Here is a 21,046-nt window from a genome sequence, read left to right on the forward strand (position 1 = left end):
GCTATAAACCTTTGATAGCGCTGCCAAACGCCGTCTTGTAAAAGTAGTCGAGTTTGTTCCTGTCTGCCGTGCTGAACGACGAGTGGCGACGTACTTCAGGGGCCTGGGGTGCGATGTCCATTCCTGCTGCACTTTGCACTGCCATGCGGTCACCTCTTGCGTAAAACATAAACTCTCCACATGGAATAGAGCGGTAAAAAGTCCAGTTGTTCCTGAATCTGGAAACCGGCCTGTTCAAATTCGTTTTCTACAGTCGCGGCCGATAACACAAATCGGTTTTGGTAACCCTTCTGTCCACGGGCTTTCTCCGCGCGCTTGCGTTTCCAGGCTTTGAAATTGCCGTCCACCCATAACGAAAGGATCACGCTGTCGCGGGTCACGCGCACGAGTTCACGCAAGATGGCCAACCGATGCTCGGTTTCGCCGATGTGATGGAACAGACGCATGCAAAAAATGCTGTCAACGGCGTTATCAGGCAAGGCGATATCGAATGGGGACGTCTGCAAGGTCTGTACGCGTTTGACCACGTCGACCGGTTGCGCCTGCATGGCGATCTGCAGCAGGGCCTTGGAGTTGTCGGCACCGATGATCACGCGGTTGGTTTTTTCTGCCAGCAATGGCCAGTAGCGCCCCGCGCCGCAGGGCAAATCGAGAACCAGCCCCGGATCGCCCGCCAGCGCCAGAGCCTTGCGTGCCAATTGCTCGTCCCGCCAGTGGGACAGACGGCGCCCAAGCCCATCCGTTTGCTTGCGCAGGGTTCGTTGAGCGTGCTGGTCGTCATACTTCTCGGAGAACGCCAGCTTGATCGGGCCATCTGCCATTATCAAAGACTCCTGCTCTCGTGGTACCGACCACCATAGGTAGGGACTTGTCGGCGTCAGGTCATGCCTTTGTGAAAAAAACAGTTAAGTGAAACGCCAAATCATTTCGAAGTTTTACTGGATAACGTTTTGCTGAATAACCAGGAAGGGCCGTGAAGAGGGATCAGTTCACAGTCGAGGCCTTCAACTGCACTTCAAAACGACAGCCATTGGGTTCCATGGTCGTCAGGCTGACGCTCCAGCCCTGGTTTTCGCAAATTCGCTGGACCAAAGACAGCCCAAGCCCAAGGCCCTCACCGCGCTTTTCGGTGCCCCGGACGAAAGGTTCGAACATGGCTTCACGTTTTTCTTCGGGAATGCCGACGCCACTGTCCTCGACCAGGAACCCATTACTCGTGAGCGTCAAGCGGATGAACCCGTGCTCGGTGTAATGCAGCGCGTTTCGCAGCAGGTTGCCCATGACCGCGTGCAGGAGCGTGGCGTTGTAACCGGTGGCGGGTGGGTTACCCGGCTCGAAGATCAACTCGAGCCCCTTCTCCTCGATCGGCTCGCGCCACAGATTGAGTAGCCCATCGGCCACCTGACGAACGGATTGCTGTGGCGCCATGCTGGCGTCTTCACGCTGAGCGCGGGCCAGCATCAGGAAGGTCTGAACCAGTTCGCGCATCTCCTCACACGCGCGAGCAATGCGTTCGACCTGAGCACGGCCACGCTGATCGATCCCGGGATTTTCCAACAACAACTCGCAGGAACTGGCCAGCACCATCAAGGGCGTACGCAGTTCGTGGCTGACGTCACTGGTAAACAGCCGCTCCCGGGTCAATGCCTGCCGCAGCCGTCCAAGCGTGGCGTCGAAAGCCACCGCCAGCTCGCCCACTTCGTCGGCGGCGTAATCCGGCGCCAGAGGCGGCGCCAAACCCAACAGTTGGTCACGATGACGTACCTGACGGGCCAGGCGCACCACCGGTGCCATTACCTTGCGCGCCAGCACCCAGCCGAGGAAAACCGCCAGCGCCAGGCTGAGCACGAAGCCCACCAGCACCACGGCAAACAGGACCCGTTCGCGCTCTTCGAAGTCGCTCTGGTCCTTCAACAGCACATACCGCCGTCCGTCGACAATTTCGACTATCGCGTGGTACGACAGATTCTCGCGGAACACTTCGTGAAAACCCGCGTCCAGGTGCCGCAGATCCCTGGGCAGCTCGAAGTCGCCATGCCCGCCACTGAAATAGAACAACTGGTCCGGTTCAGGGCGATGGCGCCATTCCTCGATGTTGTCCATCAGTAACAGGCGTTGCAGGTCGCCACCCAGGCTTGCCGAAATCAGCTTTGCCTCCACCAGGTGTACGGTGGCGATAATGCCGATGGCAAAGGCGCCCGCCACCAATGCGCTCATCAACGCGAAGGCAATGATGATGCGTTGGGAAAGGCTCTGTTTAAACTCCATCACGGCCCTCGGCCAAGCGGTAACCCACGCCGTGCACCGTTTGCAGCAACGGCTTGGTGAACGGCTTGTCGATCACTTGACGCAACTGATGAACGTGGCTGCGCAGACTGTCACTGTCCGGGCAGTCATCGCCCCACAGTGCTTCTTCGAGTATTTCCCGGCGCAGCACATGGGGGCTTTTCTGCATCAGCACAGCGAGCAACTTCAGGCCCACTGGATTGAGCTTGAGCAAGCGACCCTGGCGGGTGACTTCCAGCGTATCGAGGTCGTAGCTCAAGTCGCCGACCTGCAAGGTGCGGCGACCTCCACCCTGGGTACGGCGCATGACCGCCTCAATGCGCGCGGCCAGTTCTGACAGGGCAAAGGGCTTGATCAGGTAATCATCGGCACCGGACTTGAAGCCTTGCAGCCGGTCATCCAGTTGATCGCGTGCGGTGAGCATGATCACCGGCGTATCGCGACGGGCGTCTTCGCGAAGGCGTTTGCACAAGGTGTAGCCGTCGATACCGGGCAGCATGATGTCGAGCACGATCAAGTCGTAATGTTCGGTGGCCGCCAGGTGCAGGCCCGACAAACCGTCCTGCGCGCAATCCACGGTGTAACCCTTGAGCCCCAGGTAATCAGCCAGATTGGCGAGGATATCGCGGTTGTCTTCAACCAATAAAATTCGCATCGGCATCTCCTCCGTATACAGTAACCGCCGTCTTGGCCCGCGCAGCTTAAGGCCAAGTGTTGCTCACGGCTAGGGCCGCAGGACGCAGAGTCGACTTACGCGACCAAAGCAGCCAATTTACGAGTTTTTCACCCCCGAGTCACAAGCCCGCGACCGCGCCGCAAGCTGGTCGTGATTGGACATAAGGAATAGTGCGCTGGGCCTGTTGATCGCCTCCGGTCTGAGTGCTCAACTGCTTGCCCCTCGCGCCGTTCCTGCTGCAATTGATGACGACGTCCAACCATTGCCCCTGAACCTATCCAGACAACCGGATCGACATCAAATCCGGTAATGGCTGCGATGGCGCGGTGAAGTACACTGACCAGGCTATTGGCGAGTTTCTCGATCAGGCTCGCAAAAAGCCCCGGTTCGACAATACAATCTCTATCCTCGTCGCCGACCTTACCGCCGGCAGCACATGCTGCCGCCGAGCGTCGTCGTTGGCCATTATCAGCATCTGGGCCTGTTCGACGGCAAAAACCTGGCGATTCTGAGTCCCCGTCAGAGGCTGCGGCGACACGATGAAGATTGACCGAGAGTCGCGAATCCACGGCCACTGACCCGCTGATCAACCAGGTAATCACCGATTACCAAACCGCCGGTTATGGCTACAAGCAACAGCTGCTTGACTGGAAAGCGCCCATGGAGGGCACCGATCAAGTCAGCGAACGTTAACCGAAAGGCCCCGGGCTGATGCCCCGGGGCTTTTTCAATTGTTCAGGATCCATCATGTCATCAACCGTTGTCCGCCCTGCCTCTCGCCCGCTCAATTTCTGGGTGTGCCTGGGCGTTCCCGCCATCACGGCGCTCATTCTGGTCCTGCTGGAACTGACTTCCCTGGACATGGATCTCGCCAGATTGTTCTATGACCCGGTAGCCGGTGAGTTCATCGGCAAGCACAGCTACTTCCTGGAAAACATCTTGCACGACCGCGCCAAGCAAGTGGTCATCGCGTTTTCGGTGTTCGCCATCCTCGGTTTCATTGCTTCGTTCTTTATGGTCAAACTCAAGCCGCTCAAACGGGAACTGGGTTGCCTGGTGCTGTCCCTGGGTTTGGCGACCTCTTTTGTCACCCCGATGAAAGCGGTGACGGCGGTGCAATGCCCGTGGAGTCTTGAGCAATTCGGCGGGCACGAGACCTACAGTGAATTGTTGAGCCCTCGCCCGTACACCGATAAACCGGGTCGCTGCTGGCCCGGCGGTCATGCGGCAACCGGCTTCACACTGTTTGCCCTGTTCTTCGTATTGCGCGACCGTCGGCCGCGCATGGCGCGCGCTGCGCTTGCCTTCGCCTTTGCCCTGGGCTCGGTGTTTTCCATCGGCCGGATGATGCAGGGTGCGCACTTTTTCTCGCACAACGTGTGGACGGCAGTTTTCTGCTGGCTGATCTGTTTGGGGTCGTATTACTTCATTCTTTATCGGCCAGCGATGAAGGCGCAACGCGAGGCAAAGGCGGCACCGGTCAGATCCTGATCGGACGCCATCGCGGACACACCGCGCGCCCACACTGGAGCGCGGCCTGCCCGCGGTGGTGCGACGTGATCTACCGAGTCTCCAATGTGAAGCCAATAAAAAACCCCGCCTGCTTTCGCAGGCGGGGTTTTTTCGTACGGGGTAAGGCTGGCTTACATCATGCCGCCCATGCCGCCCATCCCGCCCATGTCTGGCATGCCGCCGCCAGCTGGTGCGTCTTCCTTGATCTCGGCGATCATGGCTTCGGTGGTGATCATCAGGCTGGCAATCGACGAAGCCGCTTGCAGAGCCGAACGAGTCACTTTGGCCGGGTCCAGGATACCCATTTCGATCATGTCGCCGTATTCGCCGGTCGCGGCGTTGTAACCGAAGTTACCTGCGCCTTGCTTGACCTTGTCGACTACAACGCTTGGCTCGTCGCCGGAGTTGGCAACGATCTGACGCAGCGGCGCTTCTACAGCGCGACGCAGCAACTGGATGCCCACGTTCTGGTCATCGTTGTCGCCTTTCAGCTCGCTGATGGCTTGCAGGGCACGAACCAGTGCCACGCCGCCGCCAGGTACCACGCCTTCTTCAACGGCTGCACGGGTAGCGTGCAGGGCGTCTTCAACGCGGGCTTTCTTCTCTTTCATTTCTACTTCGGAGCCAGCGCCAACCTTGATCACTGCTACGCCGCCGGACAGCTTGGCCAGACGCTCTTGCAGTTTTTCACGGTCGTAGTCCGAGGAAGTTTCAGCAACCTGGGCGCGAATCTGGGTGATGCGCGCTTCGATGTCGCCTTGTACGCCAGCACCGTCAACGATGATGGTGTTTTCCTTGGACAGGGTGACGCGCTTGGCGTTACCCAGGTGCTCCAAGGTAGTGCTTTCCAGGCTCAGACCGATCTCTTCGGAGATCACGGTACCGCCGGTCAGAACAGCGATGTCCTGCAGCATGGCCTTGCGACGGTCGCCGAAGCCTGGAGCCTTGACGGCTGCGACTTTAACGATGCCACGCATGTTGTTCACAACCAGAGTCGCCAGGGCTTCGCCTTCAACGTCTTCGGCCACGATCAGCAGTGGACGGCCGGCTTTGGCAACGGCTTCCAGCACTGGCAGCATTTCGCGGATGTTCGAGATTTTCTTGTCGACCAGCAGGATCAGCGGACCGTCGAGTTCGGCAGTCATGGTTTCCGGCTTGTTGACGAAGTACGGGGACAGGTAGCCACGGTCGAACTGCATGCCTTCTACAACCGACAGTTCGTTTTCCAGGCCCGAGCCTTCTTCAACGGTGATCACGCCTTCTTTACCGACTTTTTCCATGGCTTCGGCAATGATGTCGCCGATGGAGCTGTCGGAGTTGGCGGAGATGGTGCCGACCTGAGCGATTGCCTTGGTGTCAGCGCATGGCTTGGACAGGCCTTTCAGTTCTTTGACGATCGCGATGGTCGCTTTGTCGATACCGCGCTTCAGGTCCATCGGGTTCATGCCGGCAGCGACGGCTTTCAGGCCTTCGTTGACGATCGATTGAGCCAGAACGGTAGCGGTGGTGGTGCCGTCGCCCGCGTCATCGTTGGCACGGGAGGCAACGTCTTTGACCAGCTGCGCGCCCATGTTTTCGAAACGGTCTTTCAGTTCGATTTCTTTGGCTACGGAAACGCCATCCTTGGTGATGGTCGGAGCGCCGAAGCTCTTCTCGATGATCACGTTACGGCCTTTCGGGCCCAGGGTCGCTTTTACTGCGTCGGCCAGGACGTTGACGCCGGTCAGCATTTTCTTGCGGGCGGAATCGCCGAATTTAACTTCTTTAGCAGCCATGATCGATATTCCTTAAATACTTTGTAGTAGCGGGAAAATGAGCGGGGAATCAGCCTTCGACAACAGCGAGGATTTCGTTCTCGCTCATTACCAGCAGGTCTTCGCCATCGACTTTCACAGTGTTGCTGCCGGAGTAAGGACCGAACACAACCTTGTCGCCCACTTTCACGGACAGTGCACGCACTTCACCGTTTTCCAGTACGCGGCCGGTGCCTACAGCGAGGATTTCGCCGCTGTTGGCTTTTTCAGCAGCCGAACCTGGCAGGACGATACCGCCAGCGGTTTTCTTTTCTTCTTCGCTGCGACGGATGACGACGCGGTCATGCAGAGGACGAAGCTTCATTGTCGATCTCTCCTAATTGTGGTTTTCATCGGCCGGTGTGGTCCCGGCGGGTTTAACAAAGTCCGGCGGTGCCGGGTGCGGTTCGTCGAGCGAACCGCGGAAGTCTGTCTGGCTTATCACCAGAAACCTTGCGGTGACCGTTACATAAGGGCGCATAAGGTTATTACAAGGGCGGCGATCGAAAAAATTTCATCTCGATGCTCCGCAAACGAACACGGCACCCGAAGGTGCCGTGTCGATATAGGGCGTTACTTGGTATCGCGGTGTTCGAATTCGCCTTCGATAACGTTGGGCTCGCGGCCCAACGGTTCGCGTGGCGCAGGGCCGCCGCGGGACTGAAGGTCATCGGCGAAGGCGCGTTGACGGATCGCTTGTTCCTCGGCGCGCTTACGCATTTTGTTGGCCACCAGCCGACGGGAGAGCGGCAGCAGCATGATCAGACCCAGCACGTCGGTGACGAAGCCGGGCAGGATCAACAGACCGCCAGCCAGGGCCAGCATCAGGCCTTCGAGCATGGTCTGGGCGGGCAGTTCGCCTCGATTCAGACTTTCACGGGCACGCAACGCAGTTGCCAGGCCGGCGATCCGCAGCACGAACACGCCGAGCATCGAGCCGAGAATGATCAGCAGCAGGGCCGGGAAAAACCCGATCGCCCCGGCCACCTTGACGAAAACGAACAGCTCCAAAACCGGGAGCAGTACAAAGAGCAACAGAAAAGGGCGCATCAAATGGTTCCTCAACGCAAGAATGCCTTGCCAGTAATCCCTAGATGACGTCGCCGTTTCGTGAATTCAAGCGTCGGCTACTTCATTTTTCGGCCAATGCTCGGCGTGAGCCAGGAAAACCAAGGCTTCGCGAACTTGTGTCGGCGTATTACACAGTGCCGGGAATGCCAGCCAGTAGAGTCCCTGGCCAATGCGCAGATGCATGCCCTCACTGTCGATGCCAACCATCTGTGCCGCTACGGTTTTCGGCAATCCGCTCAAATCGACGTAATGGGCAATGGCCTTGGCGTGATCGGCATTCATGTGTTCGACCATGCTCACTTCGGCCTTGCCGGCAAAAGGGTTGGCCAGGGTCAGTTCGTTGACCCAGTGAATGGCGCCGAAACCGCCGATGTAACGATGGCGCACGGGCTTGAGCACCCAGAAATCGAAATCATGGGCCTGATGATAGTTCTGCGATTCAGGGAAATAGCGATAGTAACGTTCAGCGGCCGCTTCGATGGCCGCCTCGTCCTCAAGCTGTTGTGCCTCAGCCAGGTAAGTCAGACGGCCGACGGCTTGTACATCTTCGGCCCCACGCTCCCCGACAAAGAGCGAGCATTTCGGGTCTTTTTGCAGGTTATGGGTGTGCTGGGCGATACGGCTGATGAGGATCAGCGGCCGGCCCTGCTCGTCCAGGCAATAAGGAACCACGGAACCGAATGGAAAACCGGGCATCGCTTTGGAGTGCGTGGAGAGCACCCCACGGTATTCCTTGAGCAGCAATTCTCGTGCATGCTTGGCAGCTTCAACGCTCAATTTATGACTCCTTATATAGAATCCGTCACAAAAGCGGACAGGCGATCGCCAATAGATCCAGATCGCCATCGGGGCAGTTCTCATGTGCAGCCAGGCCACGTCGGGCGCAGATCGAGAGGCTCTCTACAAGGAAACCACTCCAGACCTGCTACCGGGGCATGCGAATGCAACTCACTGACAAAGTAATCATTATCACTGGCGGTTGCCAGGGTTTAGGCCGCTCCATGGCCGAGTATTTCGCCGACAAGGGCGCAAAACTGGCGCTGGTGGACCTTAACCAGGACAAGCTCGACGACGCCGTGGCGGCCTGCAAGGCCAAGGGTGTCGAAGCCCGCGCCTACCTGTGCAACGTCGCCAACGAAGAACAAGTGACCCACATGGTGTCCCAGGTCGCCGAAGACTTCGGCGCGATCCATGGACTGATCAATAACGCCGGGATCCTGCGTGACGGCCTGCTGCTCAAGGTCAAGGATGGCGAAATGACCAAGATGAGCCTGGCCCAATGGCAAGCGGTCATCGACGTCAACCTGACCGGTGTGTTCCTGTGCACCCGTGAAGTCGCGGCGAAAATGGTCGAGCTGAAGAACAGCGGCGCGATCATCAATATCTCCTCGATTTCCCGTGCCGGCAACGTCGGTCAGACCAACTACTCCGCCGCCAAGGCCGGTGTTGCAGCCGCCACCGTGACCTGGGCCAAGGAACTGGCGCGCTACGGCATTCGTGTCGCCGGCATTGCGCCAGGCTTTATCGAAACCGAAATGACCCTGGGCATGAAACCGGAAGCGCTGGAGAAGATGACGTCTGGAATTCCGCTCAAGCGCATGGGCAAACCGCAAGAGATCGCCCATTCGGCGGTGTACATCTTCGAGAACGACTACTACACCGGGCGGATCCTGGAAATGGATGGCGGGTTGCGCATCTAAAGCCCACGCAAAACAACGGTAGGAGCGAGTTTGCTCGCGATGGACTGGATGGCGATGCGTTTTTCCAGAAAAAACGCGTCATCGTTTACGTCCATCGCGAGCAGGCTCGCTCCTACAGACAGCACATCAATCGTCGCTGACAGTGATGTTCGGCATCGCCGGCGTCGCAGCTTCCTGCAACACGATGCGCGCGCCGACATGGCGGGCGAGCTCCTGGTAGACCAGCGCAATCGGGCTGTCCGGCTCGGCGATCACCGTTGGCTTGCCACCGTCGGCCTGTTCACGGATAGCCATCGCCAGCGGCAATGAAGCCAGCAGTTCAACGCCGTACTGGTTGGCCAACTTCACACCACCGCCTTCACCGAACAGATGCTCGGCATGTCCGCAGTTGGAGCAGATGTGCACGGCCATGTTTTCCACCACGCCGAGCACCGGAATGTTCACTTTGCGGAACATTTCCACGCCCTTGCGCGCGTCGAGCAAGGCCAGGTCTTGCGGCGTGGTAACGATCACCGCACCGGCCACAGGGACTTTCTGCGCCAGCGTCAGCTGGATGTCACCGGTGCCTGGCGGCATGTCGATCACCAGGTAATCCAGATCGCCCCATGCGGTCTGTGTCACCAGTTGCAACAAGGCGCCGGAGACCATCGGCCCACGCCAGACCATCGGCGTGTTGTCGTCGGTCAGGAACGCCATGGACATCACTTCGACACCATGGGACTGGATCGGCACGAACCATTTCTGATCCTTGATCTGCGGCCGGGTGCCTTCGGCGATGCCGAACATGATGCCCTGGCTTGGACCGTAAATGTCCGCATCCAGAATGCCCACTTTGGCGCCTTCGCGAGCCAGCGCCAATGCCAGGTTGGCGGCGGTGGTGGATTTGCCCACGCCCCCCTTGCCGGACGCCACGGCGACCACGTTCTTGACGTTGGCCAGGCCGGGAATCTGAGCCTGGGCCTTGTGCGCGGCAATCACGCTGGTGATCTCGACACGCGCAGTCGTCACGCCGTCCAGGCCTTCGATAGCCATCTGCAACATTTGCGCCCAGCCACTTTTGAACAGGCCGGCGGCATAGCCCAGTTCGAGCTGGACGCTGACGCGGTCGCCAGCAATATCGATGCTGCGCACACATCCGGCGCTGACCGGGTCCTGGTTCAGATAAGGGTCGGTGTACTGGCGAAGAACGGCTTCCACCGCTGCGCGATTGACGGCGCTCATGGGCAACTCCGATAACAAGACTGGAAAATCAGGCGGGTATCCTACGCCGGACACGGATTTGTGGCGAGGCTGGAAAGTTGCCTGTGGCGAGGGGGCTTGCCCGCGTTGGGGCGCGAAGCGGCCCCGAATAAACCCACGCCGTGTTCAAGACTTGACTCATTCGCCTTCTCGCAGCCGTCGGGGGCAAGCCCCCTCGCCACATAAAGCGCATTTGCAACACAACTCCCCCGAGCCACGGGGTGAAAAATCTGCGCCAGCCCTTTATAGTGACCGACCTCCGTTTCATCAAGTAGCCGAGCCCCATGTCCGAGCCACGCAAGATTCTCGTCACCAGCGCCCTGCCCTATGCCAATGGTTCGATCCACCTCGGCCATATGCTGGAATATATCCAGACCGATATGTGGGTGCGCTTCCAGAAGCACCGCGGCAACCAATGCATTTATGTCTGCGCCGACGACGCCCACGGTTCGGCGATCATGCTGCGCGCGGAAAAGGAAGGCATCACCCCGGAACAACTGATCGCCAACGTCCAGGCTGAACATAGCGCCGACTTTGCCGATTTCCTGGTGGACTTCGACAACTTCCACTCCACTCACGCCGAAGAAAACCGTGAGCTGTCGAGCCAGATCTACCTGAAGCTGCGGGACGCCGGGCACATCGCTACCCGCTCGATCACCCAGTATTTCGACCCGGAAAAGAAAATGTTCCTGGCCGACCGCTTCATCAAGGGCACTTGCCCGAAATGCGGCACCGAAGACCAGTACGGCGATAACTGCGAAAAATGCGGCGCGACCTACGCACCGACCGACCTGAAAGATCCGAAGTCGGCGATTTCCGGTGCCACCCCGGTACTCAAGGATTCCCAGCATTTCTTCTTCAAGTTGCCGGACTTCCAGGAAATGCTGCAAACCTGGACCCGCAGCGGCACCCTGCAAGACGCCGTCGCCAACAAGATCGCCGAGTGGCTGGACGCGGGCCTGCAACAGTGGGACATCTCCCGCGATGCGCCGTACTTCGGTTTCGAGATCCCCGACGAGCCGGGCAAATACTTCTACGTCTGGCTGGACGCACCGATCGGCTACATGGCGAGCTTCAAGAACCTGTGCAACCGCACGCCGGAGCTGGACTTCGATGCGTTCTGGGGCAAGGACTCCACCGCCGAGCTGTATCATTTCATCGGCAAGGACATCGTCAACTTCCACGCCCTGTTCTGGCCAGCGATGCTTGAGGGTGCGGGCTACCGCAAGCCGACCGGCATCAACGTGCACGGCTACCTGACCGTCAACGGCCAGAAAATGTCCAAGTCCCGCGGCACTTTCATCAAGGCCCGGACCTATCTGGACCACCTGTCGCCGGAATACCTGCGCTACTACTACGCGGCCAAGCTGGGCCGTGGCGTAGATGACCTCGACCTGAACCTCGAAGACTTTGTGCAGAAGGTCAACTCCGACCTGGTGGGCAAAGTCGTCAACATCGCCAGCCGTTGCGCCGGCTTCATCCACAAAGGCAATGCCGGCGTGATGGTCGAGACCAACGCCGCGCCGGAACTGACCGATGCGTTCCTGGCCGCCGCGCCAGGCATCGCCGACGCCTATGAAGCCCGCGACTTCGCCCGCGCCATGCGCGAGATCATGGGCCTGGCCGACCGTGCCAACGCCTGGATCGCCGACAAGGCACCGTGGTCGCTGAACAAACAGGAAGGCAAGCAGGACGAGGTCCAGGCCATCTGCGCCACGGGCGTCAATCTGTTCCGCCAACTGGTGATCTTCCTCAAGCCGGTCCTGCCGCTGCTGGCCGCTGATGCCGAGGCGTTCCTCAACGTCGCCCCGCTGACCTGGAACGACCATGCGACCTTGCTCGGCAACCATCAGCTGAACGAGTTCAAGGCGCTGATGACCCGTATCGACCCGGTCAAAGTGCAAGCCATGACCGATGCTTCGAAAGAAGACCTGACCGCCAGTCAGACCGATACCGGCGCAGCTGTACCGGCCGGCAATGGCGAACTGGCCAAGGACCCGCTGTCACCGGAAATCGATTTCGACACCTTTGCGGCGGTCGACCTGCGCGTCGCCCTGATCGTCAAGGCCGAACACGTGGAAGGGGCCGACAAGCTGTTGCGCCTGACCCTCGACATCGGTGACGAGCAACGCAACGTATTCTCCGGCATCAAGAGTGCTTACCCGGACCCGTCCAAGCTCGATGGTCGGCTGACCATGATGATCGCCAACCTCAAGCCTCGCAAAATGAAGTTCGGGATCTCCGAGGGCATGGTGATGGCGGCGGGTCCCGGCGGTGAAGAAATCTACCTGCTGAGCCCTGACAGCGGCGCCAAGCCTGGCCAGCGGATCAAGTAAGGTCCTGCGGCCAATCGATCCCACAGTCGTGCCTGGCGCGACTGTGGGATTTTCATGTCTGGCCCACCCTCCGCCCTTGCCGGATAATGCCTAAGCTTTTTAGACCGCTTTCGTTAAAAAGCCCCGTTCTTGCCGGCACGATCATGACCGAAACGCTCCTTACGCTTGTCAGTGCAGCCTTGATCAACAACCTCGTGTTGCACTCGCCACTGGGCGTCGATCCGCTGTTGGGCAGCGAACGCCAGCAGGTCCATGCACTCGGCATCGCGACCACCTGCTTGATGCTGATCGCCGGCATACTCGGCTACGCGCTCTACCACTGGTTGCTGGTGCCGCTGGACATGGCGTCACTGCGCCTGTTTGTGTTTCTGCCATTGAGCGTGTTGTTGATCACTCCGTTGCTGAAATTGCTGGGGAGGATGCTCCCGACACTTTCCTTCGATGGTCTATGGCTGTTGCTGCTGGGCAATGCGGGCGTGCTTGGCGTAGCGATGCTCAACGTCGAGGATGACCATGGATTCTTTCACGCCACGGCCATGAGCCTGGGTGCCGGGCTGGGCTTCTGGCTGGTGCTGAGCCTGTTTCAAGACCTGCGCCAACGCACACTCAATAATGATATCCCCCTGCCCTTCCGCGGCTTGCCGATCGATCTGATCAGCGCCGGCCTGATCGCGGTGGCCTTTCTCGGATTCAGCGGACTGATCAAAACATGAGTCTGATTCAAAGCATCGACGCCCTCTTGCCACAGACTCAATGCGGCAAGTGCGGCCACCCCGGATGCAAGCCCTACGCCGAAGGCATCGCCAACGGCGAGCCCATCAACAAGTGCCCGCCGGGCGGCAGCGAAACCATCAACGCCCTGGCCGAACTGCTGCACATACCGGTGCTGGAACTGGACACCAGCCGTGGTTCGGCTCCGGCGCAGATCGCCTATATTCGCGAGGCGGAATGCATTGGTTGCACTAAATGCATCCAGGCCTGCCCGGTAGACGCCATCGTCGGCGCGGCCAAACTGATGCACACAGTCATCATCGACGAGTGCACCGGTTGCGACCTCTGCGTGGCACCCTGCCCGGTCGATTGCATTGAAATGCGTCCGTTGCCGATATCCACAGTGCTGCCGATTGTTGGAGGCCTGGCATTCAGCCTTGAAGAGCAACGCGCCCGCACCGCCAAACGCAATCGGGCACGGCGCCGTTTCGAGCAGCGCAATGCGCGGTTGCAGCGTGAAGAAGAACTGAAGGCCGCCGAACGCCAGGCCCGGGCGCAACGTGCCGCCCAACCCAGCGTAGCGACGCTCGACCCGGTGCAGGCCGCCCTTGAACGCGTGCGCGCCCAGAAGGCCGCCACTGCCGACGCAGCATTGAAGAAAGCCAAGATCGATCTGGCGATGAGCCGGGCGCAATTGAACAAATCGCTCAAGGCCTTCGGCCATCCGCCTACCTTCGAGCAGCAATCGCAACTGATCGTCCTGCAACAGCAGTTCGAGGCGGCCGAGCAAGCCTTGATGCAGCTGGAAAATACCGCTGTGCCCGCCCCGGCGCCAGCCGTTACACCAGTAAAAGATGCCGATCTGAAACGGGCCAAGATCCAGCTGGCCATGCGCCGCGCCGAACTCAAGAAAGCTCAGACCCATCAAGCGCCCACTGAACAGATCGAAACGCTGGAGCGCGCGCTCAGCGAGGCCGAGCAAGCCTTGCATGCCGCCGAGGCCCTCAGTGAACAACCCTTGCCTGACCTGGCTCGCGTGGAAAAGCGTCCGATCGACAGCCAGCTTCGGCAACTGAAGACCGAACTGGCCTACGCCAGGGCCGACGTCAGCAAACTCGAACGTCGCACCGATACTCCCGCCGAACTGATGGAAAAGGCCCGCGCTCGCCTGCAGGAAGCCGAGCGTCAGGTGAACGCCCATGTCACCCCTTGAACCGGTCGACGAGCGCCTTCAGCAGGCCATGCAGCGGGTGCTCCTGGCTACGTTGCCGGGCACGCTCGCGTTGTTCTGGCTGTATGGCTGGGGGGTCCTGATCAATCTGGTTCTGGCGGCAGTGGGCGCTCTGGCCGCTGAAGCGGCGGTGCTGAAGTTGCGCAAGCGCTCACTCAAGCCAAGCCTGAGCGACGGCAGTGCATTGGTCAGCGCAACATTGCTGGCCCTGGCTCTGCCGCCTTACTGCCCTTGGTGGTTGACGGTCAGTGCCGCCACTTCAGCCATGCTGTTCGGCAAGCACTTGTATGGCGGCGTCGGCAAGAATCCATTCAATCCGGCAATGCTTGGTTTTGCCTTGGTGCTGGTGACGTTTCCGCAACAAATGACGCACTGGCCAACCTCCCACGGCATGGACCTGATGGGTGGCCTTCAGCAGGTTTTCAGTATTGGTCAGTTGCCGGATGCCTGGGTTCAGGCCACGGCGCTGGACAGCTTGCGGATCAACAAAAGCCTGACCATGGATGAACTGTTCGCTACCAACCCTGCATTTGGCCATTTCGGTGGTCGAGGTGTGGAATGGGTGAATCTGGCGTTTCTGGCGGGCGGCGCGTTTTTGCTGCAACAGCGCGTGTTCAGTTGGCACGCGCCGGTTGGCATGCTCGCCAGCCTGTTCGTTATCAGTTTGTTGTGCTGGAACGGTTCGGGCTCCGATTCCCATGGTTCGCCTCTGTTTCACCTGCTCAGCGGCGCCAGCATGCTGGGCGCGTTTTTCATCGTTACGGAACCGGTGTCCGGCGCGAAAAGCCCCGGCGCCCGACTGCTGTTTGGCGTGGGTGTCGGGCTGCTGACATATTTGATTCGCACCTGGGGTGGTTACCCCGACGGCGTGGCGTTTGCCGTGCTGGTGATGAACCTGTGTGTACCGGCGCTGGAGCGGCTTGTCGCGTCCAGGCAGGAGCGCACAGTGCCATGAACAAAGTATCGAGTGTTGCGATCCTGGCACTGCTGGCATGCCTTGGTATTGGCGCGACGTACTTTGTGCAGCACAGCAGTGCTTCGCGTATTGCGGCCGAGCAGCGCCTGATCGACAGTCGCAACCTCCTGGACCTGCTGCCGCCTGACAGTTACGACAATCAACCGCTGGAAAAACCGCTCACGCTCGAAGACACAGCGCTGGCCAATAGCACAGTGCTGAGTGGTTACCTGGCAAGCAAATCCGGCCAACCCTGCGCGGTTTTGCTGCGTAGCCAGACCCTGGGCTACGCCGGTGCCATCGAGTTGCTGATCGCCATCGACGCCCATGGCAGGTTGGTAGGGGTCAAAACCCTGAAGCAATCGGAAACGCCGGGACTTGGCGCCCGGATCGCCGATTGGCCCAACGCCTGGCTGCAAGTGTTTTCCGGCAAGTCTCGTACGGATCCGGGCGATAACGGCTGGGCGCTGAAAAAGGATCAGGGACAATTCGATCAGATCGCGGGGGCGACCATCACTTCAAGGGCGGTGATTAACGCCACCCATGACGCACTGCGCTATTTCGATGAGCACCGGCAAGCTCTGCTTGGGGAGGCGTCCCATGATTAAGTCACCGTTTCTGCGGAACTCGCTGATGCTGGCACCACTGATTGGCGCTACCGACTCACTGGTGACCGCTGCGGGTGTGTGGCTGATGTTCATGGCGGTCACCAGTGCTTTTGGCCTGAGCATGAACGCGTTGCGGCCCCGACTGCTGTCCGCAACACACCTTTTGGCGAGCGTGCTGATTGCTGCGACATTAACCAGTTGTGCAGAACTCGGCGCACAAGCCTGGTCGCTGCAATGGCATCAACAAATGGGCGTGTATGCAGGCTTGATCGCGGTGCAATGTGTCCTGTTGGAACACTCCGGTTATTTCCAGAGTTCACTGGCCGATCGCTTGCGCATGTGCGGTGTGTTCGGTGTGCTGATGGCGGGCCTGGGCCTGCTACGCGAGCTGATTGGCTACGGGACTATCGCTCGCCATCTGCCTTGGCTCGCCGGTACGCCGCAAGCGGATTGGCAGGGCTGGGCATTGACCGCCGATGGTGGCTTGCGCTTGGCCACACTGGCCCCGGGAGGATTCATTCTGTTGGGAATGCTGGTTGCCGGTTGGCAGATCTGGCACCGTCCAGCACCTTAAACTGACCGCTTTCGAGGAAACGTACCGCCCATGAATGCCGCAAAACGTCTGGAAATTTTCCGCAGACTGCATGAAGACAACCCGGAACCAAAGACCGAACTGGCCTACTCATCACCGTTCGAGTTGCTGATCGCGGTGATTCTTTCGGCACAATCGACCGATGTCGGCGTCAACAAGGCCACGGCAAAGCTGTTCCCGGTTGCCAACACCCCGGCGGCGATTTACGCCTTGGGCGTCGAAGGGTTGTCGGAATACATCAAGACCATCGGCCTGTACAACAGCAAAGCAAAAAACGTGATCGAAACCTGTCGCTTGCTGCTGGAGCGCCACGCTGGCGAAGTGCCGCAAACTCGCGAGGAACTGGAAGCACTGCCCGGCGTGGGACGCAAAACGGCTAACGTAGTGCTCAATACCGCCTTTCGCCAACTGACCATGGCCGTGGACACCCACATCTTTCGGGTCAGTAACCGCACCGGCATCGCGCCTGGCAAGAATGTGGTGGAGGTCGAAAAGAAGCTGATGAAATTCGTGCCCAAGGAATACCTGCTCGATTCCCATCACTGGCTGATCCTTCACGGGCGCTACGTATGCCTGGCCCGCAAGCCTCGCTGTGGCAGTTGCCGCATCGAAGATTTGTGCGAATACAAGCACAAAACCTCCGACGATTGAGGCGCTATTGGATTTATTGATTTATCGATTGAAAAAATCTTTTTTACCCGCCGGGAGATTATCGATATAAGGAGCCCCAAAGGCAGTCTTAGCCTGGAGTAACTAAATGAGCACTGGCAAAGAGCAATTGGACGTAGAAGACGACTTTACCCCCGTTGAGGCCGATGACGCTGAACCTGTGGTTGAAGTGGCGAAAACCAACCTGAGCAAACGCCGTACCATCGACAATCTGCTGGAGGAGCGCCGACTGCAAAAGCAATTGGCCGATTACGATTTTGACTTATGACACCTGAAAGCCTCCCGAAACGGAGGCTTTTTACTTTGACCGTACCGCGATAAATGCCCGTTCATCGCACTTCGCCAAATACTGATGCCATCACACCAGTCCGTTACGTTGCGCCAATTCAATCAGGTCAACCAGAGAGCGCGCATTAAGTTTCAACAGCAAACGGGTCTTGTAAGTGCTGACAGTCTTGTTGCTCAAGAACATTCCATCGGCAATCTCCTTGTTAGTCTTGCCCTTGGCCAACTGTTGCAAGACCATCATTTCCCGCCCCGACAGACGATCCACCATATCGGCTTCACTCGCGTTCCCCAGACTTGCACGAACCGTGTGCAACGCCTGATTGGGAAAGTAACTGTAGCCGGATAAAACAGCTTTTATTGCACTGAGCAACTCAGTCAAATCCTGTTGTTTGCAAACATACCCGGCAGCCCCCGATTGCATGCAACGCATGGAAAAATGTCCTGGCGCCTGGGATGTCAATATCAACACTTTCATGGGCATCGTAGGCGTTGCCAATCGAGCAATGACTTCCAACCCATCCAGTTTCGGTATTCCAATATCCAGAATAACAATATCCGGCATATGTTCACGGGCAAGTTGCAATGCATCCACGCCATTGTCTGTTTCTGCAACGACTTCGTAGCCATGACGCTCCATCAGCATACGTACCGCAAGACGAATGACGGGGTGATCATCCACGATCAGCACTTTATTCATGGGCAGTCCAATTTTCGCTGTTCGAATTTTTAGAGCCCGCACAATAGCCTAGTCGTTTCACCCATGGCATGCCGCTCCCCCCAGCCACCCACACCGAGAGACATTCCCTACAAACATCGCGGATTAGTCTTACAAAAAAACCGCCTTCAAAATGCATCGGAAACAAAATTCGTGTGAAGACAATTCGATTCTCAACGGCTTTTTGTATCCACTTACGACCAAAAAAAATGATCACGACTGCGGGAAAGCGGTAGTCCAACAGATACAAATCATTCAATCACACCTAAAAAGTAACTGATATTTTCCACATCTATTTTCTTACCAGAAATATCACACACCCAGCATCCGCTTACTCTTACAGCAGGAAAATTATTATGCGCGATATATTAAAAAATACGACAACCCAGCAACCAGCCCCAATACACGCACAGAACACCACCCATTAAATTAGATAAATCGAAATTGCCAACACATGGACACCATGACAACACCCATCCAAAATCAATTTATCAACCCACCGAGAAGACCAACTTAAATGAGCAGACAACATGACAAAACTAACAAGCAAGATCACCAACCCCATGACTGTCATCGCGATATTCGCAACATTATCCGAAACATCAGCAGCCATTTCCCTGCCTTTTCTGGACAATAAGGACAGAGAAATCTACATATGGTTTCTGATCAGCTTCCCCTTTTATTTGCTGCTTCTTTTCTTCGTCACACTCAATTTCAATTATCGGTCGCTATACGCCCCATCGGATTTTGAAAAGGGAAAGCACTTCCTGAAAGCTCTGGATAATACCGAGCCTTCGGCAAACAACGATTCATCGGTATCGAGGGAAAACACCAAGCGACATAAGCCAACGGATGACCGGCGATCCACTTCGCCTTCTTCCCCCACTCAGACGCCGACTGCGGGCCCAGGCGTACAGCAGCGCATCCAACAGGCCGAGGTGCTGAATGATCTTTGCATCATTGATGCACGCTGGCTTGGCAAAAAAACTCAGTTCAGCGCTTTGCTGGAGAAAATCCAGAAGCCGCAGGAAAGACAGACACACATCATTTTGTTTCTCACCTGTGCTGAATCGGAGACGGCACTGAAAGAAAGCGCATTCAAACATTCAAGTCAGGCACGAAAACACGACAAGGCCGCATTTTATGCTGCTTACAATTTGAATTCACATGAGGTGACAGTGATTGATCAGAGCGACCAACGATAAGCAGGTCGTAACGCAGGACACGTGAAGCGGAATTAAAGAGGGAAGGTATCGACAAGTGACAGGTTAGATCGTGGTATCGCAACGCCAGGTAAAAACAAATTCCGGGCTTGTGGCCTCGTCAATGACGAGGCCACAAATCCATTACCCACTCAAAGGTCTCAGAAAAGCTTCCGGCCTTTGTTAGCGGCAATGCGCATGCGCAATGCGTTGAGCTTGATGAAGCCCGCCGCATCAGCCTGATTGTAGGCGCCGCCATCTTCCTCGAACGTGGCAATGTTGGCGTCGAACAACGACTCGTCGGACTTGCGGCCGGTGACGATCACGTTGCCCTTGTACAGCTTCAGGCGCACAACACCGTTCACGTGAGCCTGGGACGCGTCGATCATCTGCTGCAGCATCAGACGCTCAGGGCTCCACCAGTAGCCGGTGTAGATCAGGCTGGCGTACTTCGGCATCAGCTCATCCTTGAGGTGAGCCACTTCGCGGTCCAGGGTGATCGATTCGATCGCACGGTGGGCGCGCAGCATGATGGTGCCACCAGGTGTCTCGTAGCAGCCACGGGATTTCATGCCCACGTAACGGTTCTCAACGATGTCCAGACGACCGATGCCGTGTTCGCCACCGATACGGTTCAGCGTTGCCAGCACAGTGGCCGGAGTCATTTCGACGCCGTCCAGTGCGACGATGTCGCCGTTGCGGTAGGTCAGCTCCAGGTACTGCGGCTTGTCAGGTGCCTTCTCGGGGGAGACGGTCCAACGCCACATGTCTTCTTCGTGCTCGGTCCAGGTGTCTTCCAGCACGCCGCCTTCATAGGAGATATGCAGCAGGTTGGCATCCATCGAGTACGGAGATTTTTTCTTGCCGTGACGTTCGATCGGGATGGCGTGCTTCTCGGCGTAATCCATCAGCTTCTCACGGGACAGCAGGTCCCACTCACGCCAAGGGGCAATCACTTTCACGCCTGGTTTCAAGGCATAGGCACCCAGTTCGAAACGAACCTGGTCGTTGCCTTTGCCGGTGGCACCGTGGGAAATGGCGTCTGCGCCGGTTTCGTTGGCGATTTCGATCAGGCGTTTGGCGATCAACGGACGAGCGATGGAAGTACCCAGCAGGTACTCGCCTTCGTAAACGGTGTTGGCGCGGAACATCGGGAAAACGAAATCGCGCACGAATTCTTCGCGCAAGTCGTCGATGTAGATCTCTTTCACGCCCATGGCCTGTGCCTTGGCGCGTGCCGGTTCGACCTCTTCGCCCTGACCCAGGTCAGCGGTGAAGGTCACCACTTCACAGTTATAAGTATCCTGCAGCCACTTGAGGATCACCGAAGTGTCCAGGCCGCCGGAATACGCCAGAACGACCTTGTTTACGTCCGCCATGCCATCACTCCACGGGGTTCTACGGAAAGCCGGGAAGTCTACCGCTCATGCAGGATAATTTACAGAGGCGCGACAGCTTATGA

The 21,046-nt window shown here is 57.9% G+C and carries 21 protein-coding genes and 2 pseudogenes; 12 read left to right on the forward strand and 11 right to left on the reverse strand.

The features are described from left to right. Position 1: 1 nt before the first annotated feature. The 4 genes and pseudogenes from ACGJAX_RS00465 to colR form a co-directional block, all read right to left on the reverse strand. A pseudogene (locus ACGJAX_RS00465) lies at positions 2 to 94 on the reverse strand (InaA protein); the annotation flags it as partial. 55 nt (positions 95 to 149) lie between these two features. Then, complete coding sequence (locus tag ACGJAX_RS00470) at positions 150 to 821, reverse strand: methyltransferase domain-containing protein (protein ID WP_390957168.1); 672 nt, start codon at positions 819 to 821, stop codon at positions 150 to 152. Between the two features lie 163 nt (positions 822 to 984). After that, positions 985 to 2,268, reverse strand: a complete 1,284-nt coding sequence (locus ACGJAX_RS00475; protein ID WP_390957169.1) for an ATP-binding protein — start codon at positions 2,266 to 2,268, stop codon at positions 985 to 987. After that, entirely contained in the window at positions 2,258 to 2,941 is a 684-nt protein-coding gene (gene colR, locus ACGJAX_RS00480; RefSeq protein ID WP_247257382.1) for a two-component system response regulator ColR, read from the reverse strand. Before colR ends, ACGJAX_RS00475 begins: the two co-directional genes overlap by 11 nt. Before the next feature lie 248 nt (positions 2,942 to 3,189). Between colR and ACGJAX_RS00485 the strand changes: the two are divergent. Then, positions 3,190 to 3,655: pseudogene (locus ACGJAX_RS00485) on the forward strand (sulfatase-like hydrolase/transferase); the annotation flags it as partial. A gap of 54 nt (positions 3,656 to 3,709) precedes the next feature. Then, positions 3,710 to 4,453, forward strand: coding sequence for a phosphatase PAP2 family protein (locus ACGJAX_RS00490; RefSeq protein WP_390957170.1), 744 nt, complete (start codon positions 3,710 to 3,712; stop codon positions 4,451 to 4,453). A gap of 152 nt (positions 4,454 to 4,605) precedes the next feature. On the opposite strand, the gene groL is transcribed toward ACGJAX_RS00490, so the two are convergent. From groL to ACGJAX_RS00510, 4 genes are all read right to left on the reverse strand, one after another. Beyond that, the gene (gene groL, locus ACGJAX_RS00495) at positions 4,606 to 6,249 is read right to left on the reverse strand and encodes a chaperonin GroEL (protein ID WP_090324874.1); all 1,644 of its coding nucleotides are present in this window, start codon (positions 6,247 to 6,249) and stop codon (positions 4,606 to 4,608) included. 49 nt (positions 6,250 to 6,298) lie between these two features. Continuing rightward, positions 6,299 to 6,592, reverse strand: a complete 294-nt coding sequence (locus tag ACGJAX_RS00500) for a co-chaperone GroES (RefSeq protein ID WP_020799908.1) — start codon at positions 6,590 to 6,592, stop codon at positions 6,299 to 6,301. A 248-nt stretch (positions 6,593 to 6,840) separates the two neighbouring features. Further along, positions 6,841 to 7,317 (reverse strand): FxsA family protein, encoded by a 477-nt coding sequence (locus tag ACGJAX_RS00505; RefSeq protein ID WP_390957171.1) that lies wholly within the window; start codon positions 7,315 to 7,317, stop codon positions 6,841 to 6,843. Between the two features lie 66 nt (positions 7,318 to 7,383). Next, on the reverse strand, positions 7,384 to 8,115 hold the full coding sequence (locus tag ACGJAX_RS00510; RefSeq protein ID WP_390957172.1) for a DUF2470 domain-containing protein: 732 nt from the start codon (positions 8,113 to 8,115) through the stop codon (positions 7,384 to 7,386). A 164-nt stretch (positions 8,116 to 8,279) separates the two neighbouring features. Here ACGJAX_RS00510 and ACGJAX_RS00515 point away from each other — a divergent pair, with 164 nt between their 5' ends. Next, a complete protein-coding gene (locus ACGJAX_RS00515; protein WP_390957173.1) occupies positions 8,280 to 9,038 on the forward strand; it encodes an SDR family oxidoreductase in 759 nt (252 codons plus the stop codon). A 126-nt stretch (positions 9,039 to 9,164) separates the two neighbouring features. Here the strand turns inward: ACGJAX_RS00515 and apbC are convergent, their stop codons facing one another. Beyond that, entirely contained in the window at positions 9,165 to 10,259 is a 1,095-nt protein-coding gene (gene apbC / locus ACGJAX_RS00520; RefSeq protein ID WP_090324881.1) for an iron-sulfur cluster carrier protein ApbC, read from the reverse strand. Positions 10,260 to 10,561: 302 nt separating this feature from the next. Here apbC and metG point away from each other — a divergent pair, with 302 nt between their 5' ends. The 8 genes from metG to ACGJAX_RS00560 all read left to right on the forward strand — a co-directional run bounded on the left by metG (position 10,562) and on the right by ACGJAX_RS00560 (position 17,647). Further along, on the forward strand, positions 10,562 to 12,613 hold the full coding sequence (gene metG / locus ACGJAX_RS00525) for a methionine--tRNA ligase (protein WP_390957174.1): 2,052 nt from the start codon (positions 10,562 to 10,564) through the stop codon (positions 12,611 to 12,613). Between the two features lie 143 nt (positions 12,614 to 12,756). Then, a complete protein-coding gene (locus ACGJAX_RS00530) occupies positions 12,757 to 13,326 on the forward strand; it encodes an Rnf-Nqr domain containing protein (RefSeq protein ID WP_390957175.1) in 570 nt (189 codons plus the stop codon). Next, positions 13,323 to 14,537, forward strand: coding sequence for an electron transport complex subunit RsxB (rsxB, locus tag ACGJAX_RS00535; protein ID WP_390957176.1), 1,215 nt, complete (start codon positions 13,323 to 13,325; stop codon positions 14,535 to 14,537). The genes ACGJAX_RS00530 and rsxB overlap by 4 nt, the downstream gene beginning before the upstream one ends. Next, on the forward strand, positions 14,524 to 15,510 hold the full coding sequence (locus ACGJAX_RS00540; RefSeq protein WP_390957177.1) for an RnfABCDGE type electron transport complex subunit D: 987 nt from the start codon (positions 14,524 to 14,526) through the stop codon (positions 15,508 to 15,510). The genes rsxB and ACGJAX_RS00540 overlap by 14 nt, the downstream gene beginning before the upstream one ends. Continuing rightward, the gene (locus tag ACGJAX_RS00545) at positions 15,507 to 16,118 is read left to right on the forward strand and encodes an RnfABCDGE type electron transport complex subunit G (RefSeq protein ID WP_390957178.1); all 612 of its coding nucleotides are present in this window, start codon (positions 15,507 to 15,509) and stop codon (positions 16,116 to 16,118) included. The genes ACGJAX_RS00540 and ACGJAX_RS00545 overlap by 4 nt, the downstream gene beginning before the upstream one ends. Next, positions 16,111 to 16,692: an Rnf-Nqr domain containing protein gene (locus ACGJAX_RS00550; protein WP_390957179.1), complete on the forward strand. Its 582-nt coding sequence runs from the start codon at positions 16,111 to 16,113 to the stop codon at positions 16,690 to 16,692. The genes ACGJAX_RS00545 and ACGJAX_RS00550 overlap by 8 nt, the downstream gene beginning before the upstream one ends. A 30-nt stretch (positions 16,693 to 16,722) precedes the next feature. Next, positions 16,723 to 17,361: an endonuclease III gene (gene nth, locus ACGJAX_RS00555; RefSeq protein ID WP_090324892.1), complete on the forward strand. Its 639-nt coding sequence runs from the start codon at positions 16,723 to 16,725 to the stop codon at positions 17,359 to 17,361. A gap of 106 nt (positions 17,362 to 17,467) precedes the next feature. Continuing rightward, positions 17,468 to 17,647 (forward strand): PA3496 family putative envelope integrity protein, encoded by a 180-nt coding sequence (locus ACGJAX_RS00560; protein WP_007898493.1) that lies wholly within the window; start codon positions 17,468 to 17,470, stop codon positions 17,645 to 17,647. Positions 17,648 to 17,737: 90 nt separating this feature from the next. Here the strand turns inward: ACGJAX_RS00560 and ACGJAX_RS00565 are convergent, their stop codons facing one another. After that, positions 17,738 to 18,364 (reverse strand): response regulator transcription factor, encoded by a 627-nt coding sequence (locus ACGJAX_RS00565; protein WP_090324894.1) that lies wholly within the window; start codon positions 18,362 to 18,364, stop codon positions 17,738 to 17,740. 548 nt (positions 18,365 to 18,912) lie between these two features. Here ACGJAX_RS00565 and ACGJAX_RS00570 point away from each other — a divergent pair. Beyond that, a complete protein-coding gene (locus ACGJAX_RS00570) occupies positions 18,913 to 19,587 on the forward strand; it encodes a hypothetical protein (RefSeq protein WP_390957180.1) in 675 nt (224 codons plus the stop codon). 158 nt (positions 19,588 to 19,745) lie between these two features. On the opposite strand, the gene ACGJAX_RS00575 is transcribed toward ACGJAX_RS00570, so the two are convergent. Beyond that, positions 19,746 to 20,963, reverse strand: coding sequence for an argininosuccinate synthase (locus ACGJAX_RS00575; protein ID WP_020799894.1), 1,218 nt, complete (start codon positions 20,961 to 20,963; stop codon positions 19,746 to 19,748). Between the last annotated feature and the right edge of the window lie 83 nt (positions 20,964 to 21,046).

This window comes from Pseudomonas moorei, from assembly GCF_042846945.1.
GTDB lineage: Bacteria > Pseudomonadota > Gammaproteobacteria > Pseudomonadales > Pseudomonadaceae > Aquipseudomonas > Aquipseudomonas moorei.